Source organism: Facivitalis istanbulensis (genome assembly GCF_040560405.1).
GTDB lineage: Bacteria > Pseudomonadota > Alphaproteobacteria > Sphingomonadales > Sphingomonadaceae > Sphingomonas > Sphingomonas istanbulensis.
On the sequence record NZ_JAVSCQ010000023.1, the window covers coordinates 14,364 to 29,659 of the forward strand.

14 protein-coding genes are annotated in these 15,296 nt (G+C 68.1%); 9 read left to right on the forward strand and 5 right to left on the reverse strand.

The features are described from left to right. Nucleotides 1–149 precede the first annotated feature (149 nt). The 8 genes from thiD to RN629_RS13060 all read left to right on the forward strand — a co-directional run bounded on the left by thiD (nucleotide 150) and on the right by RN629_RS13060 (nucleotide 8,119). Nucleotides 150–968, forward strand: a complete 819-nt coding sequence (gene thiD / locus RN629_RS13025) for a bifunctional hydroxymethylpyrimidine kinase/phosphomethylpyrimidine kinase (RefSeq protein WP_407035615.1) — start codon at nucleotides 150–152, stop codon at nucleotides 966–968. Between the two features lie 80 nt (nucleotides 969–1,048). Beyond that, a complete protein-coding gene (locus tag RN629_RS13030) occupies nucleotides 1,049–1,645 on the forward strand; it encodes a ribonuclease HII (RefSeq protein ID WP_407035570.1) in 597 nt (198 codons plus the stop codon). 240 nt (nucleotides 1,646–1,885) lie between these two features. Beyond that, the gene (locus RN629_RS13035; protein WP_407035571.1) at nucleotides 1,886–3,025 is read left to right on the forward strand and encodes a site-specific DNA-methyltransferase; all 1,140 of its coding nucleotides are present in this window, start codon (nucleotides 1,886–1,888) and stop codon (nucleotides 3,023–3,025) included. 162 nt (nucleotides 3,026–3,187) lie between these two features. After that, nucleotides 3,188–4,243 carry a dihydropteroate synthase gene (folP, locus tag RN629_RS13040; protein WP_407035572.1) on the forward strand — a complete coding sequence of 352 codons (1,056 nt, stop codon included), beginning with the start codon at nucleotides 3,188–3,190 and terminating at the stop codon, nucleotides 4,241–4,243. Between the two features lie 52 nt (nucleotides 4,244–4,295). Next, nucleotides 4,296–5,057 carry an exonuclease domain-containing protein gene (locus RN629_RS13045; RefSeq protein ID WP_407035573.1) on the forward strand — a complete coding sequence of 254 codons (762 nt, stop codon included), beginning with the start codon at nucleotides 4,296–4,298 and terminating at the stop codon, nucleotides 5,055–5,057. A 66-nt stretch (nucleotides 5,058–5,123) separates the two neighbouring features. Beyond that, nucleotides 5,124–6,626, forward strand: a complete 1,503-nt coding sequence (locus RN629_RS13050; RefSeq protein ID WP_407035574.1) for a sensor histidine kinase — start codon at nucleotides 5,124–5,126, stop codon at nucleotides 6,624–6,626. Beyond that, nucleotides 6,627–7,070, forward strand: a complete 444-nt coding sequence (locus RN629_RS13055) for a response regulator (protein ID WP_407035575.1) — start codon at nucleotides 6,627–6,629, stop codon at nucleotides 7,068–7,070. Nucleotides 7,071–7,093: 23 nt separating this feature from the next. Next, nucleotides 7,094–8,119: a sensor histidine kinase gene (locus RN629_RS13060; RefSeq protein ID WP_407035576.1), complete on the forward strand. Its 1,026-nt coding sequence runs from the start codon at nucleotides 7,094–7,096 to the stop codon at nucleotides 8,117–8,119. Nucleotides 8,120–8,222: 103 nt separating this feature from the next. Here the strand turns inward: RN629_RS13060 and RN629_RS13065 are convergent, their stop codons facing one another. Then, the gene (locus tag RN629_RS13065; protein ID WP_407035577.1) at nucleotides 8,223–8,987 is read right to left on the reverse strand and encodes a class I SAM-dependent methyltransferase; all 765 of its coding nucleotides are present in this window, start codon (nucleotides 8,985–8,987) and stop codon (nucleotides 8,223–8,225) included. Nucleotides 8,988–9,053: 66 nt separating this feature from the next. After that, entirely contained in the window at nucleotides 9,054–11,561 is a 2,508-nt protein-coding gene (gene gyrB / locus RN629_RS13070; RefSeq protein WP_407035578.1) for a DNA topoisomerase (ATP-hydrolyzing) subunit B, read from the reverse strand. Nucleotides 11,562–11,776: 215 nt separating this feature from the next. Between gyrB and RN629_RS13075 the strand changes: the two genes are divergently transcribed. Further along, entirely contained in the window at nucleotides 11,777–12,157 is a 381-nt protein-coding gene (locus tag RN629_RS13075; protein ID WP_407035579.1) for a hypothetical protein, read from the forward strand. 6 nt (nucleotides 12,158–12,163) lie between these two features. Here RN629_RS13075 and recF read toward each other — a convergent pair whose 3' ends face one another. From recF to RN629_RS13090, 3 genes are all read right to left on the reverse strand, one after another. Further along, the gene (gene recF / locus RN629_RS13080) at nucleotides 12,164–13,207 is read right to left on the reverse strand and encodes a DNA replication/repair protein RecF (RefSeq protein ID WP_407035580.1); all 1,044 of its coding nucleotides are present in this window, start codon (nucleotides 13,205–13,207) and stop codon (nucleotides 12,164–12,166) included. A gap of 44 nt (nucleotides 13,208–13,251) precedes the next feature. After that, on the reverse strand, nucleotides 13,252–14,367 hold the full coding sequence (gene dnaN / locus RN629_RS13085) for a DNA polymerase III subunit beta (protein ID WP_407035581.1): 1,116 nt from the start codon (nucleotides 14,365–14,367) through the stop codon (nucleotides 13,252–13,254). A 150-nt stretch (nucleotides 14,368–14,517) separates the two neighbouring features. Further along, entirely contained in the window at nucleotides 14,518–15,126 is a 609-nt protein-coding gene (locus RN629_RS13090) for an outer membrane protein (RefSeq protein WP_407035582.1), read from the reverse strand. Between the last annotated feature and the right edge of the window lie 170 nt (nucleotides 15,127–15,296).

The window sequence follows — 15,296 nt, forward strand, 5'->3', positions numbered from 1 at the left end:
TGAAGCCGGTGCCCCCGCCATCGGGCGACGACCGCCCCATCCTGCCGGGACGAGCGCCATGGGACCGCCGCTCTGGCGGCGACGGCGGCGCGGCGCGGGCGCTTGCCCTGACCCGCGCGGACAGGCATGGCACGGGCATCATGACCGTCATGTCCCCGCCCCGCATCCTGATCGTCGCCGGTTCCGATTCGGGCGGCGGGGCCGGGATACAGGCGGATATCAAGACGGTCACGATGCTGGGCGGCCATCCGATGACCGCGATCACCGCCATCACCGCGCAGAACACGCTGGGCGTGCAGGCGGTCCATCCGGTGCCTACCGCGATGGTGATGGCACAGATCGACAGCGTGCTGTCCGATATCGGCGCGGACGCGGTGAAGATCGGCATGATCGGATCGGCGGAGACCGCCCATGCGCTGGCCGACCGGCTGGAAACGCTGGACCTGCCGGTGGTATTCGACCCCGTCATGGTCGCAACCAGCGGATCGGTGCTGGCCGATGCCGATGTCATCGCCGCCTTTCGCCGCTTCCTGGGGCTGGCCGCGCTGACCACCCCCAACCTGCCCGAACTCGCGGCGCTCGGCGGTGAGGCGGCGGTCCGGCCCCAGACCGCGGCCCTGCTGGTCAAGGGCGGGCATGGCGAGGGGCCGGTGATCGAGGACCGGCTGGTCCAGCCGGGCGGCGAGCAGCGCTGGCAGCACCCCCGGCGCGACACGCGATCGACCCATGGCACCGGCTGCACGCTGGCCAGCGCCATCGCGACCGGGCTGGGCCAGGGCATGGCGCTGGCCGATGCGGTCGATCGCGCCATCGCCTTCGTCCAGGCCGCGCTCGCCGCCGCGCCCGATCTGGGCCGGGGCCATGGGCCGATGGGCCATGCGCTGGGCATGGTCCCCTTCTATCACCTGCTCGCGACGATCAGCCGCGAAGGCTGGGACGCCTCCGCCTTCGCCGCGCGCTGGGGCTAGGGCCGCGCGGAGCGGATGTCCCGGATGACGGCCCGGATGACGATTTGCAATCCGGGTCCGACGGACTAAGTCCCGCCGCCATGGTCGATAGCAATTTTCCCGCGCCCCTGTGCGGCGTGGACGAGGCGGGACGCGGCCCGCTGGCCGGGCCAGTGGTCGCCGCCGCCGTCATCCTGCCCGCCCGGCAGATTCCCGCCGGCATCAACGATTCCAAGAAGCTGACCGAAAAGACCCGCGCCCGGCTCTATGCCGAAATCCGCGCCTGCGCAGTCGTCGGCATCGGCGTGGTCGAACCCGAAGAGATCGACCGGCTGAACATCTATTGGGCGACGATGAAGGCCATGACACTGGCCGTGGACGCCGTGACCGCCGCGCTGGGCCAGGCCCCCGCGCATGTGCTGGTCGACGGCAACCGCCTGCCCCGATGGGACTATAGCGCGACGCCGATCGTCGGCGGCGACGCCAAGTCGCTGGCGATCGGCGCGGCGTCGATCATCGCCAAGCACCGGCGCGACACGTTGATGATCGCCGCGGCCGAGCTGTATCCGGCCTATGGCTGGGCATCGAACAAGGGCTATGGCTCGGCCGCGCATCTGGCCGCGCTGCGCGAGCATGGCCCCACCCCGCTCCATCGCCGCAGCTTCGCGCCGGTGGCGCAATGCGATCTGGCGCTCTGATATCCCCGTTTCCTCGCCCTCGCGCCGCTGCGGGGAGGATTTGACGGCGAATTGAGTCACCCCCGCCACACCCCCACTCCCTGGGGGGCGGAGTTATCCACACCCCCCATATCTGCCACCGAACCGCAACATCTCCACGAATCTGGCGGAATCCCGCGAGTCGCGGTACCGAATCGGCTCTTGACGACCGACTCGTTCCGGGCCGATGCGAGGGTTCGAGGGTAGAAGGGACGGTAAACCATGGGGGTCATCCAGACGGTAGGACGGCCGATCGGGACGCTGCCGGTATCGGCGCACCGCGAAAGCGACCTGCCGCTGGGCCAGATCCTGATGGGCGACTGCATCGCCGCGCTGCGCTCGCTGCCCGACCGGTCGGTCGACATGATCTTCGCCGACCCGCCCTATAACCTGCAACTCGGCGGAGAGCTGTTCCGCCCCGATGGCAGCCATGTCGATGCCGTTACCGACGCCTGGGACAAGTTCGACACCTTTGCCGCCTATGACGCCTTCACCCGCGCCTGGCTGGCCGAATGCTACCGCGTGCTGAAGGACAATGGCTCGCTCTGGGTCATTGGCAGCTATCATAACATCTTCCGCGTCGGGACCGCGGTGCAGGATCTGGGCTTCTGGATCCTCAACGACATCATCTGGCGCAAGTCCAACCCGATGCCCAATTTCAAGGGCACGCGCTTCACCAATGCGCATGAGACGCTGATCTGGGCGTCGAAGGGCGAGAAGGCGAAATACACCTTCAACTATCGCTCGATGAAGACGCTGAACGACGAGATTCAGATGCGCTCGGACTGGGAATTCCCCATATGCGGCGGTCAGGAGCGGCTGAAGAAGGACGGGCAGAAGGTCCATCCGACCCAGAAGCCCGAGGCGTTGCTCTATCGCATCCTGCTGGCCTGCACCCGGCCGGGGGACGTGATCGCCGATCCGTTCTTCGGCACCGGCACCACCGGCGCGGTCGCCAAGCGGCTGGGACGCCAATGGATCGGGATCGAGCGCGAACCGGCCTATTGCGCCGCCGCAATCGAGCGGATCGAGGCTGCCCTCCCCCTCGACGAAAGCGCGCTCGCCACGATGCAGAGCCCCAAGGCGCAGCCCAAGGTGGCGTTCGGGACACTGGTCGAAAACGGCTATCTGCTGCCCGGCATGCCGCTGATGGATGCCAAGCGCCGGTGGCGCGCGACGGTGCGCGCGGACGGATCGCTTCTGTCCGAATGCGGCCAGGCGGGATCGATCCACCGGCTTGGTTCGGTGTTGCAGAACCGGCCGACCTGCAATGGCTGGACCTTCTGGCATTATGAGCTGGAGGGCGCGCTGAAGCCGATCGACGCGATGCGCCAGACCTGGCTGCTCGCCACGCAGCCCTGAACCTTCGCCTACGCAGCACCACCCCGGCGAAGGCCGGGGTCCAGTCGCCCCGAATGACGAGGATCGTCGGCCACGGCGCGGCATCTGGGCCCCGGCCTTCGCCGGGATGGTTACAGGGTGTAGGCTCGCGGCCAGCCTCCTTCCCTTCGTTGAGGAACCATCATGCACCTGCGCCCCGTCCAGTTCGTCGACACGCCCGTCGGGCTGGAGGACGGCAGCGTCGCCCGTCTCGCGGGCGGGATGCAGTGGTTCGCCGCCTATGAAGTCCGCGAGGGCACCAGCCGCCGCACCGTCCCCGTCGCGCGCTTCGGGCAGGCGCTCGGCGGCTCGCCCCGTGCCGAGGCGCTGCACGCCGCCTTCACCACCCCGCGCGCGCCGTGGGTCATCGGCCCGCGCACGCTGTGCTTCGACCAGCCGCAGGTCGCCGCGATCCTGAACACCACCCCCGACAGCTTTTCCGATGGCGGCCGGCATGCCGGCGACCCGGCCGCCGCCGCCGATAGCGGCATGGCGATGGCGGCGCTGGGCGCGGCGGTGATCGACCTGGGCGGCGAATCCACCCGGCCCGGCGCCGCGCCGGTCTGGGAAGGCGATGAGATCGCGCGCACCGCTCCCGTGGTCGAGCGGCTGGCCAGAGGCGGCGCGCTGGTGTCGATCGACACGCGCAAGGCCGCCGTCATGGAGGCCGCGCTGGCGGCGGGCGCGGGCATCGTCAACGACGTCGCCGCGCTCCTCTGGGACGATCGCGCGCTGGAGGTGGTGGCGAAGGCCGGTTGCCCGGTCATCCTGATGCATTCCCCCGATCCCGAAAAGGGCGGGCATGGGGGCGGGGGCTATACCGATGTCCTGACCGAGGTGTTCGACTGGCTGGAGGCGCGGGTCGCGGCGGTGGTGGCGGCGGGCGTGCCCCGGTCGCGTATCATGATCGATCCGGGCATCGGCTTCGGCAAGTCGCTGGCCGACAATCTGGCGCTGATGAACGGGCTGGCGCTCTTTCACGGGCTGGGCTGCCCGATCATGCTGGGGGCCAGCCGGAAACGGATGATCGGCGCGCTGTCGAACGAAGCGCCGGTCGACGCGCGGCTGGGCGGCTCGCTGGCGCTGGCGCTGAAGGGCGCCGAAGCCGGGGTGCAGTTGCTGCGCGTGCATGACGTGGCCGAGACGGTGCAGGCGCTGCACGTCTGGCGCGGCCTGCGTGACCGTGCGCTGATGGGATAGGCATCGGATAAGCGCCCTCGCTTTTCTCGGACCAAGCGCCCAAATAGGGGGCATGTTACGGCCCCAGCCCCAGATCATCCGCGTTATCGACCTGGAGACGACCGGACAGGCCCCGCCGCAGCACGGCGTGTGCGAGATCGGGTGGCAGGATGTCGCGCTGGGCAAGGACGGTCGCTGGGCGCTGGAGGGTGAAGGCGGCAGCATCCTGGTCAATCCGGGCCGCCCGATCCCGCCGATCACGCAGGCGATCCACCATATCCTCGACGGACAGGTTGCCGACGCGCCCTGGTGGCACGATGTCGCGCGCCGCGTGCTCGATCCCTGGCCCCGCCGCCTGGCGCTGGCAGCACACCGGGCGGATTTCGAACAGCAATATTGCACCCCCGCCATGACCCAGTCGGCCGACTGGATCTGCACCTGGAAATGCGCGCTGCGGCTCTGGCCCGACAGCCCCAGCTTCTCCAACCAGGTGCTGCGCTACTGGCGCAAGCCCGAGGGGCTGGTGCATGAGCGCAGCCTGCCCATCCACCGCGCCTTTCCCGACGCCTATGTCACCGCGCATCACCTGCGCGACCAGTTGAACGAGGCGAGCCTTGCGCAACTGCTCGAATGGTCGCGCAGTCCCGGGCTGTTGCCCCGCGTGCGCTACGGCCCCGATCGCGGCAAGGACTGGCGCGAGATCGACGAGGATTCGCTGATGGGCTTCCTGAGCGACCGCGATCCCGATGTCCGCTTCACCGCCGAGACCGAAATGGCGCGGCGGCGCGGCGGCGGCCATGTCGGGCGGCCCGGCCCCCAGGAACTGCTGCTGTAAATGTTGCTTTAACGCGAACGCAACGGCTCTGGCGTCGCCCCCTTTCCTTCGATATGGCAGCAACTTATGCAGGGGGCTCCGACCGCAATACCCACCACCGACAGCCCGATCGGCCGGATCCTGGTCGCCGCCATGGCGACGGGCTTCCTCGCGCTCATCGTCGCGGCGGTGACTGCGGGCTATGCGATCCAGAAGACCAACCGGCACAGCGACTGGGTCATCCATACCTATCGCGTCGAAGGCGTGCTGACCGAGGTGCGCCGCCTGGCCGAGCAGAAGGAAACCGCGCGGCGCGGCTATATGCTCGCCGGCACCCAGCCCTTCCTGGACAGCTTCAACCTGGCGCAGGCCGCGTTGCAGCCCAAGATCGCCGAGCTGCGCATGCTGACCGCCGACAATCCGCGCCAGCACCGCCCCATGGACATGGTCGTGCAGCAACTGGGGGCGATCGACGCGGCGCAGCGCGCGACCAACGAGCTGGTGCGACAGGGCCGCGGCGCCGACGCGCTGCGCCAGTTCCGGGCCGATACCGGGCTGCTGCGGATGACCCGACTCCGCCGGGTGTTCGTCAGGCTCGCCAGCGAGGAACACCGCCTGCTGGCGCTGCGCGATGCCGAGCAGGCTGCCAGCCGCCGCCTGTTCTCCGGCGTGATGGGCGTGGCCGGGCTGCTGCTGGTGCTGGTGGCGATCATCTCCTTCCTGACGGTGCGCCGCTATACCCGTGACCTGGGCCGGTCGCGCGACGCGCTCGCCCAGCTCAACACCACGCTGGAGGAGCAGGTGCAGGAACGCACCGCCGACCTCGCGCTGGCGAACGAGGAGATTCAGCGCTTCGCTTATATCGTCAGCCACGATCTGCGCTCGCCGCTGGTCAACGTGATGGGCTTCACCGCCGAGTTGTCCGCCGCGACCCAGCCGCTGGCCGAGTTGATCGACCGCGCCGAGGCCGAGGCTCCGCAGATCGTGACCGAGGAGGCCCGGCTGGCCGCGCGCGAGGATCTGCCCGAGGCGATCGGCTTCATCCGCACCTCGACCGCCAAGATGGACAGGCTGATCAACGCGATCCTGAAGCTCAGCCGCGAGGGGCGGCGCGTGCTGGCCCCCGAGATGATCGCGCTCGACAAGCTGGTCGAGCAGATCACCGACTCGATCCGCCATGTGATCGACGATCGCGGCGTCACGCTCACGATCGAGCGGCCGATGCCCGTCATCGTCAGCGACCGGATCGCGCTGGAGCAGATCCTCTCCAACCTGATCGAGAACGCCACGAAATATCGCCACCCGCACCGCCCCGCCGAGGTGCATGTCTCGGTGGAGGAAACCCGCGGGCGGGTGATCGTGGCGGTACGCGACAATGGGCGTGGCATCGATCCGCGCGACCATCAGCGCATCTTCGATCTGTTCCGCCGTTCGGGACAGCAGGACCAGCCGGGCGAAGGCATCGGCCTGGCCCATGTCCGCGCGCTGGCCTATCGCCTGGGCGGCACGATTTCCGTCGAATCCCAACTGGGCGAAGGCGCGACCTTCTTCCTGTCACTCCCCCCCGCCCTTTCCATCGAAGGCCTCTGAATGAACGACCATCGCTCCGTCGGCATCGTCATGATCGAGGATGACGAAGGCCATGCCCGCCTGATCGAGAAGAATATCCGCCGCGCGGGTATCCTGAACGACATTCGCCATTTCACCAACGGGACGACCGCGCTCGACTATCTGTTCCACGCGCCCGACGGCCCGGCGAAAAGCGGCCCGGCGATGGTCCTGCTCGACCTGAACCTGCCCGACATGAGCGGCACCGACATCCTGGCGCGGATCAAGGAAGAGGGCAGCCCGCTCAAGCGCGCGCCCGTCGTCGTGCTGACCACCACCGACGACAAGGTGGAGATCCAGCGCTGCTATGACCTGGGCTGCAACGTCTACATCACCAAGCCGGTGAATTACGAGAATTTCGCCCAGGCGATCCGCCAGCTCGGCCTGTTCCTGTCGGTGATCCAGGTGCCCGAGGTCGAAGGCTGAGCCAGCGTCCCGCCCCGACCGCGATGGAGGGTGCGCGCATCCTCTATATCGACGATGACGACGCGCTGCGCCGGCTGGTGACGCGCGCGCTGTCGCGGCACGGCTATGCGGTCACGGGCGCGGCATCGGGGGCCGCAGGCGTCGATCTCGCCGCCGGCGGCGGGTTCGATCTGGTTGCGGTCGACCATTACATGCCGGGTATGGACGGGCTGGAAACGCTGTCCGCGATCCTTGCGCTGCCCGAGCCGCCGCCCGTCGTCTATGTCACCGGATCGGACGAGGGGCGGATCGCGGTCGCCGCGCTGAAGGCGGGGGCGGCCGATTATGTGGTGAAGGCGGTGGGCGAGGATTTCTTCGACCTGCTGGCCGCCAGCTTCGCCCAGGTGCTGGACCGCTCCCGGCTGGAGCGCGCCAAGGCGGCGGCGGAGGCCGAGCTGCGCGCCTCGAACGCGCGGCTGGAGGCGATGCTGAGCGAGGTGAATCACCGCGTCGCCAATTCGCTGCAACTCGTGTCCGCGATGATCGGCCTGCAAAAGGGCAGCCTGTCCGACGCGCGCGCCAGGGAGGCGCTGGAGGATACGCAGCGCCGCATCCGCGCGATCGCGCAGGTTCATCGGCGGCTCTACACCGCCAATGATGTCGAGCAGGTCGATCTGCGCGACTATCTGGGCGCGCTGGTCGAGGAACTGGGCGAAAGCTGGTCCAACGACGTCCTGCCACGCACACTGACCCTGATCGCCGAGCCGGTGCGGGTGAAGACCGACCGCGCGGTGTCGATCGGCGTGATCGTCACCGAACTGGTCACCAATGCGTGCAAATATGCCTATCCCGGCCGCGCGGGCGAGGTGCGGATCCGGGTGGAACGCACGGACGATGGCTGCCTGCTGATCGTCGAGGATGACGGATGCGGCATGGCCCCCGGCCGGACGCCGCAGGGGACCGGGCTCGGCGCGAAGCTGATCCGCGCCATGGCGCAAAGCCTGCAGACGGTGGTGGACTATGATCCCGCGCATCAAGGCGTGCGCGCGATGCTGCGGGTCGCCGTTTAGGACCTTCCGGACAGCCCGCCTCGGACGTCGCCACGCGCCCGCTCCCCGGCCGCCGATCGACCGCGCAACGCGCGACGATCGGCGGCGGGTTCGGGCACCGCGCTCAGGGCTTGCGGAACTTGTAGACGAACTGGTCCGTATGGCCGCGAATGGCGGGGTCGAAGACGTTCTTGCTGTGATCGTCCGCCGGATTGCGCAGCACGCGGCTTTCACCGACGAACCGGAAACCGACCGACTCGATCTGCCGCTTGACATAAGCGGGGTCGATCCGGTGCGTGGTGTTGGTGTTGGCCAGCCCCTTGCCCACCGTGTCGGCATGGTCGATCACGACATAGGTGCCGCCGGACTTCAGCAGCTTGAACACCGCCTGGTCGAAGGCGCGTAGCGCGGGTTCGCCCGCATCCTTGTTGGCGACGTCATGATAATTCTGGACGGTCCAGAACAGGTCGACCGGCTTGTCCGCGGCGGGCAGGTTGACCGCCTGCACCGCGACGGTCGCGTTGGGCAGGTTACGCGCGGTGAGTGGTCCGAGCGACTTCTCCGCATAATGCGCGGCGGCGGCGGGCCAATAGGCATAGACATGCCCCTTTGGGCCGACGATGCCGGAGAAGATCCGCGTCCAGTAACCCTGGCCCGGCAGGTAATCGATCACCGTATCGCCGGGCTTCACGCCGGAAAATGCCAGCACCGCCGCCGCCTGCCGCCGCGCGTCATCGCCCGCCTGGTCCGCCCGCGCCGGATCGGCCAGCGCGGCGGCGATGTAGGACGGGATCGCCGCCGCCTTCGCCCGAGCCTCGGGCTTTGGCTGCGCCACCGCGACGGTGGCGCCGCCCGCCACCAGCATCAATCCCAGTGCGATCGCCTTCATGCCTGCTCTCCTTGCCCGGTCCCGTCCCACGCTTCGATCACCCTGAGCGAAGCGTGGGGTGTTGGCTTACACGTCCAGATTGGCGACGTTCAGCGCATTGTCCTGGATGAACTCGCGCCGCGGCTCGACGACTTCGCCCATCAGGCGGCTGAACACCTCGTCCGCCGCCGCGACATCGTCCGAGGTCACGCGGAGCATCGAGCGGACCGCCGGGTCGAGCGTGGTCTCCCACAATTGCTCGGCATTCATCTCGCCCAGGCCCTTATAGCGCTGGATGGCCAGCCCCTTGCGCCCGGCGGTCAGGATCGCCTCGAACAACTGGCTGGGCCGCGCCACGCGGGTTTCGCCACGCGCCAGCGTCGTCGCATGGCCATCCTCATCGGTCGACACGGCGTCCGCCGGGTTTTCAACGTTGCCGCTGCGCAGCGGCACCAGCTTGGCGGCATGGGTGAAGCTCTCCGCCTGTTCGGCGGCGAGCGTGTGCAGCTTGCGCGCCTCGGCCGAGGCGATGAAGCTGGCCTCGACGATGTGGTGATCGGTCACGCCGCGCCACAGCCGCTCGAAATGGACGCCGCCATCCTCGGTCAGCCGCGCCGACCAGCGCGCCTCGTGATCGCCCGACTCCAGCCGCCGCGTCGTCTCGGTGACGGCAGCCATGCGCTGCTCGCGGGTCAGCACGGGGTCGAGCGCGCCCGCCAGCGCCAGCACCTCGATGATCGACGCGTCATAGCGGCGCGGCACATAGCGCATCAGCGTGCGCATCCGCCGCGCATGATCGACCAGCGCCTTCAGGTCGTTGCCCGACCGCGAGCCGCCCGATCGCGCGCCGCCCGGCCCCTCCAGCACCATGGTCGAGACGCCCGCCTCGACCAGATATTCCTCAAGCGCGCTGTCGTCCTTCAGATAGACTTCCGACCGGCCCTTGGTCGCCTTGTAGAGCGGCGGCTGGGCGATGTAGAGGTGCCCGCGCGCGATCAGCTCGGGCATCTGGCGATAGAAGAAGGTCAGCAGCAGCGTGCGGATATGCGCGCCGTCGACGTCTGCGTCGGTCATGATGACGATCTTGTGGTAACGCAGCTTGTCCGCGTTGAAATCGTCGCGGCCGATGCCGGTGCCCATCGCCTGGATCAGCGTGCCGATTTCCTTGGACGAGATCATCCGGTCGAACCGCGCGCGCTCGGTATTCAGGATCTTGCCGCGCAGGGGGAGGATCGCCTGGAAATGGCGGTTGCGCCCCTGCTTGGCCGAACCGCCGGCCGAGTCACCCTCGACCAGGAAGAGTTCGGACTTGGCGGGATCGCGCTCCTGGCAATCGGCCAGCTTGCCGGGCAGCGAGGCGATGTCCATCACGCCCTTGCGCCGCGTCAGTTCGCGGGCGCGCTTGGCCGCCTCGCGCGCGGCGGCGGCGTCGATCACCTTCATGATGATCGAGCGGGCATGGCCGGGATTTTCCTCCAGCCATTCGGACAGCTTGTCGGCCATCAGGCTTTCGAGCGGGGCGCGCACTTCCGAGGACACCAGCTTGTCCTTGGTCTGGCTGGAGAATTTGGGGTCGGGCAGCTTGACCGAGACGATCGCGGTCAGCCCTTCGCGCATGTCGTCGCCGGTGAGCGAGACCTTCTCCTTCTTCAATAGCCCCGACTTGTCGGCATAGGCATTGAGCGTGCGGGTCAGCGCGGCGCGGAAGGCGGCGATATGGGTGCCGCCGTCGCGCTGCGGGATGTTGTTGGTGAAGGCGAGGACGTTCTCGTAGTAAGAGTCGTTCCACTCCAGCGCGACGTCCATGCCGATCGAATCGCGCTGGCCGTTGATCGCGATCGGATCGGGCATCAGCGAGGTCTTGGAGCGGTCCAGCCACTTCACGAACGCCGCGATGCCGCCTTCGTAGAATAATTCGATCGTCCGGGGCTCGTCATGCCGCGCGTCGGTCAGGAACAGGCGCACGCCCGAATTGAGGAAGGCCAGCTCGCGATAGCGATGCTCGAGCTTCTCGAAATCGAACTCGACGATCTTGAAGGTCGATGGTGACGGCAGGAAGGTGACGCGGGTGCCCTTCTGCCCCGGTTCGGCCTTGCCGACGACCTTGAGCGGGGCGACCGCATCGCCGTGCGCGAAGCGCATATAATGCTCCTCGCCGTCGCGCCAGATGGTCAGGTCCAGCCATTCGGACAACGCGTTGACCACCGACACGCCGACGCCGTGCAGGCCGCCCGAGACCTTATAGGCATTGTCGTCCGACGTATTCTCGAACTTGCCGCCCGCATGGAGCTGGGTCATGATGACCTCGGCCGCCGAGACGCCCTCTTCGGGGTGGATCCCGGTCGGGATGCCGCGGCCATTGTCGGTGACGCTGACCGAGCCATCGGCGTTCAACTGGATATCGATGCGGTCGCAATGCCCCGCCAGCGCTTCGTCGATCGCATTGTCGCTGACCTCGAATACCATGTGGTGGAGGCCCGAACCGTCGTCGGTGTCGCCGATATACATGCCCGGCCGCTTGCGCACCGCGTCGAGGCCCTTCAGCACCTTGATCGAGGAGGCGCCGTACTCATTCGTCTGGGGGGTATCTGCCATAGCGAGTATATAGGAATTCCGGCCCTTCAGGGGAAGCAAAATGGAAGGCGTTCCAGGCCTTTCGCAGGCGCTGGGAGGCGCTCCTCGCATTGGTGGCGTTTCCGGGCCAGGACCGCCGCCGAAGCGGCGGGGCTGACACCGAATTCACCGATCGGCCGGGAGCCGTTCAGGCGGCGGCGCGTACGCACCGACGCTCCTTGTGAAGGAGCGTTCCGATGATGCGTACCCCCGTGCTTCTCCTCGCGTTGCTGGGCCTGTTCTCCGCCGCCGGCGCGTCCGCCCAGACGCTGCGGCGCGACGATCCCGGCTGCAACCTGGCACAGCAGCGCAACCTGAAGGGCGAGATGGGCGGCGCGATCCGCGACCCGCGCCAGGCGCATATCGCGATGCGCGCCGATATCCTCCAGGCCGATATCGGCAATGCGCGCAAGGCGCGCCGCCTGTCACAGGCCGAAGCCCAGAAATGGTGGCGGCGGGTCGACCGGGTCCGGCGCGACAGCAATCGCTTCGTCCGGCAACAGGGCTTCCTGAGCGCGGCCGAACGGGCCAGCTATGACCGCGAACTGGACATGGTGGCGACGGCGATCTGCCGGTAACGCGGCTTAGAAGCCGATCCGCGTCGCCGCGCCGGGCACATCCGTGAACAGCGCGGGTTCGGTGCCGGTCATCCACACCTGCCCCCGCCCGGCCAGCCGCTCGAACAGCGCGGCGCGGCGGGCCGGGTCCAGATGCGCCGCCACCTCGTCCAGCAACAGCAGCGGCGGCACGCCGCGCCGCTCGGTCACCAGATCGGCATGGGCCAGGACGATGCCCAGCAGCAACGCCTTTTGCTCGCCGGTCGAACAGAGCGCGGCCGCCTGCCCCTTGGCGACATGGGTGACCGACAGGTCGGCCCGGTGCGGCCCCACCAGCGTCCGCCCCGCCGCCGCGTCGCGCCGCCGCCCCATCGCCAGTGCATGGGCAAAGGCGCCGGGCTCGACCGCCTCCCCCTCCAGCGCCAGCGCGGCGCGCGCGAAGACGCTGTCTGGCGCCTCGGCCAGCCTCTGGTCGAGCGCGGCGACCGCCGCGACGCGCGCGGCGTCCAGCGCCACGCCATGCTCGACCATCCGCGCCTCCAGCGCGCCCAGCCAGTCGGGATCGACCGGCCCGTCGCTGGCCAGCAGCCGATTACGCTCGCGCATCGCGGCGTCATAGCGGGTTGCATGCATCCCGTGCGCCGGGGCCAGCGCCAGCACCAACCGGTCGAGAAAGCGGCGCCGCTCGGACGCGGGCTCGACGAACAGCCGGTCCATCGCCGGGGTCAGCCACAGGACGGACAGCCAGTCGGCCAGCGCATTGGCGCTCGCCGTCGCCCCCTGAACCCGCACCACCCGCCGTTCGGGCGCGGAGGCGAGCGCGCCGGTCGCGATCTCCACCTCGCCGTCCAGCGTGGCCGCGACGCCGAACCCACCCTTGCCCCCCTGCCGCGCCATCGCCGACAGCGCGGCGCGACGCAGCCCGCGGCCGGGCGCGAGCAGCGACACCGCCTCCAGCACATTGGTCTTGCCCGCACCATTCTCGCCGGTCAGCACGACGAACCCCGCCGCCGGGGACAGCACGAGGTCGGCATGATTGCGGAAATCGGTCAGGACAAGGCGGCTGAGCATCGCATCCGCCTTAAACGATCCTCCCCGGCACGGGGAGGATTACATCACACCCGCATCGGCATCAGCACGTACAGCGCAGGCGCCTTGTCATTTTCGCGGATCAGCGTCGGCGCGGCCGCGTCGGCCAGGTGAACCTCGACCAGCTCGCTGTCGATCTGGCCCAGAATATCGAGCAGATAGCGGCTGTTGAACCCGATCTCGAAGCCCAGCGACGTGTATTCGCCCGGCACTTCTTCCGACGCGGTGCCGTTTTCGGGACTCGTCACCGACAGGGTGATCCGGTCGCGATCCAGCGCCATCTTCACCGCGCGGGTCTTTTCGGTCGCGATGGTCGAGACGCGGTCGACGCCCTGCATGAACGCCTTGGGGTCCAGCTTCAGGATCTTGTCGTTCGCGGTCGGGATGACGCGGCTGTAATCGGGGAAGGTGCCGTCGATCAGCTTGGAGGTCAGGATCGCCTGCCCCAGGTCGAAACGGATCTTGGTGCCCGACAGCGATACGCCGACCGAGCCGTCGACCTCGTCGAGCAGCTTGCGCAGCTCGCCCACGCATTTGCGCGGCACGATCACGTCGGGCATCTCCTCGGCACCGTTCGGGCGGTCGATGGTGACGCGCGCCAGACGGTGGCCGTCGGTCGCCGCGGCCTTCAACACCGGATTGCCGTTGTCCTCGGCGACATGCAGGAAGATGCCGTTCAGATAATAGCGCGTCTCCTCGGTCGAGATGGCGAAGCGCGTCTTGTCGATGATCTGCCTGAGCAGTTCGACCGGCAGCTCGAACTGGGTCGGCAACTCGCCCTCGGCGATCACCGGGAAATCGTCGCGCGGCAGCGTGCCGAGCGAGAAGCGTGCGCGGCCCGCCACGATGGTCATACGCCCTTCCGCCGCCGTCAACTGCACCTGGCTGCCCTCGGGCAGCTTGCGCGCGATGTCGAACAGCGTGTGCGCCGATACGGTGGTCGAACCCGGCTGGTCGACGGCGGCCATCACGCTGTCGTTGATCTGGAGGTCAAGGTCCGTCGCCATCATGCGCAGCTGGCCCTCCGCCGTCGCCTCGAGCAGCACGTTGGACAGGATCGGAATCGTGTTCCGCCGCTCCACCACCGACTGGACATGGCTCAATCCCTTGAGCAGCGTTGCGCGTTCGATCGTCGCCTTCATCTCGAAATCCCCCGCCGGAACGACCGCATGGCCCGAGTCCGATAGTGATAAATGGCCTTGGTTCCTACCCGCGAAGAAGGGGCCGGAGCAAGGCTCCGACCCCTCCAACATTGGGGTAAAACCGTCGTTAATGTGGAAAACAATCCACGATCAGAAGCGCAGACCCAGTCCGGCGAGCAACTGATGACGGTTCGGGTTGATGCCGACGCCATCCAGACGGTCATAATGCGAGTAGCGATATTCGCCCTTCACGAAGGTGTTGGGGCTCATCGCATATTCCAGGCCGGCGCCCAGGCGATAGCCGCCGACGTCCTGCGAATTGACATTGGTGACACCCGCATTGGTATAGCGTGCGTCGAACCTGGCATTGGTGTAGCCGGCCTTCACATAGCCCAGCGCGACCGGCGAGATCATGTAGCCGACGCGCGCACCGGCATAGAGATCACGCCCCGCGCCCAGGCGGAACTGGTCGCCGGCCACGTTGATGCTGTTGCTGCGCGTGTCCGAGCTGGACCCGGTGATTTCACCTTCCGCGCCCAGCGTCACCGGACCGGCGGGGATGTCATAGCCAATGCCGGCGCCGTACAGCACGCCGTCACTCGCGCTCTTGTCCTTGCCCTGCCGGTCGTTGAGGCTGTCATAGCCGATCAGGCCCTCGACGCGGAACCCCGTGAAAGGCTGCGCGGTCTGCGCGGCGGCGGGGGCCGCGGCAGCCAGAGCGGCCGAGGTCGCCAGGGCGGCGAGCATGAGCTTACGCATAACTTACTCCGTTACTATACAGGCCGCCATTACTGGGGCGGTCGCGGCATCAATGACGCGAAAGCGCAGGCGTTGCATGAACCTCAGCTAAACAGGAAAAAGCGTTGCATCCGCGCAACAGCCGCGACAGGGATCATGCCGATGGACAGCGCCTCCGCCCCGCTTCCGCC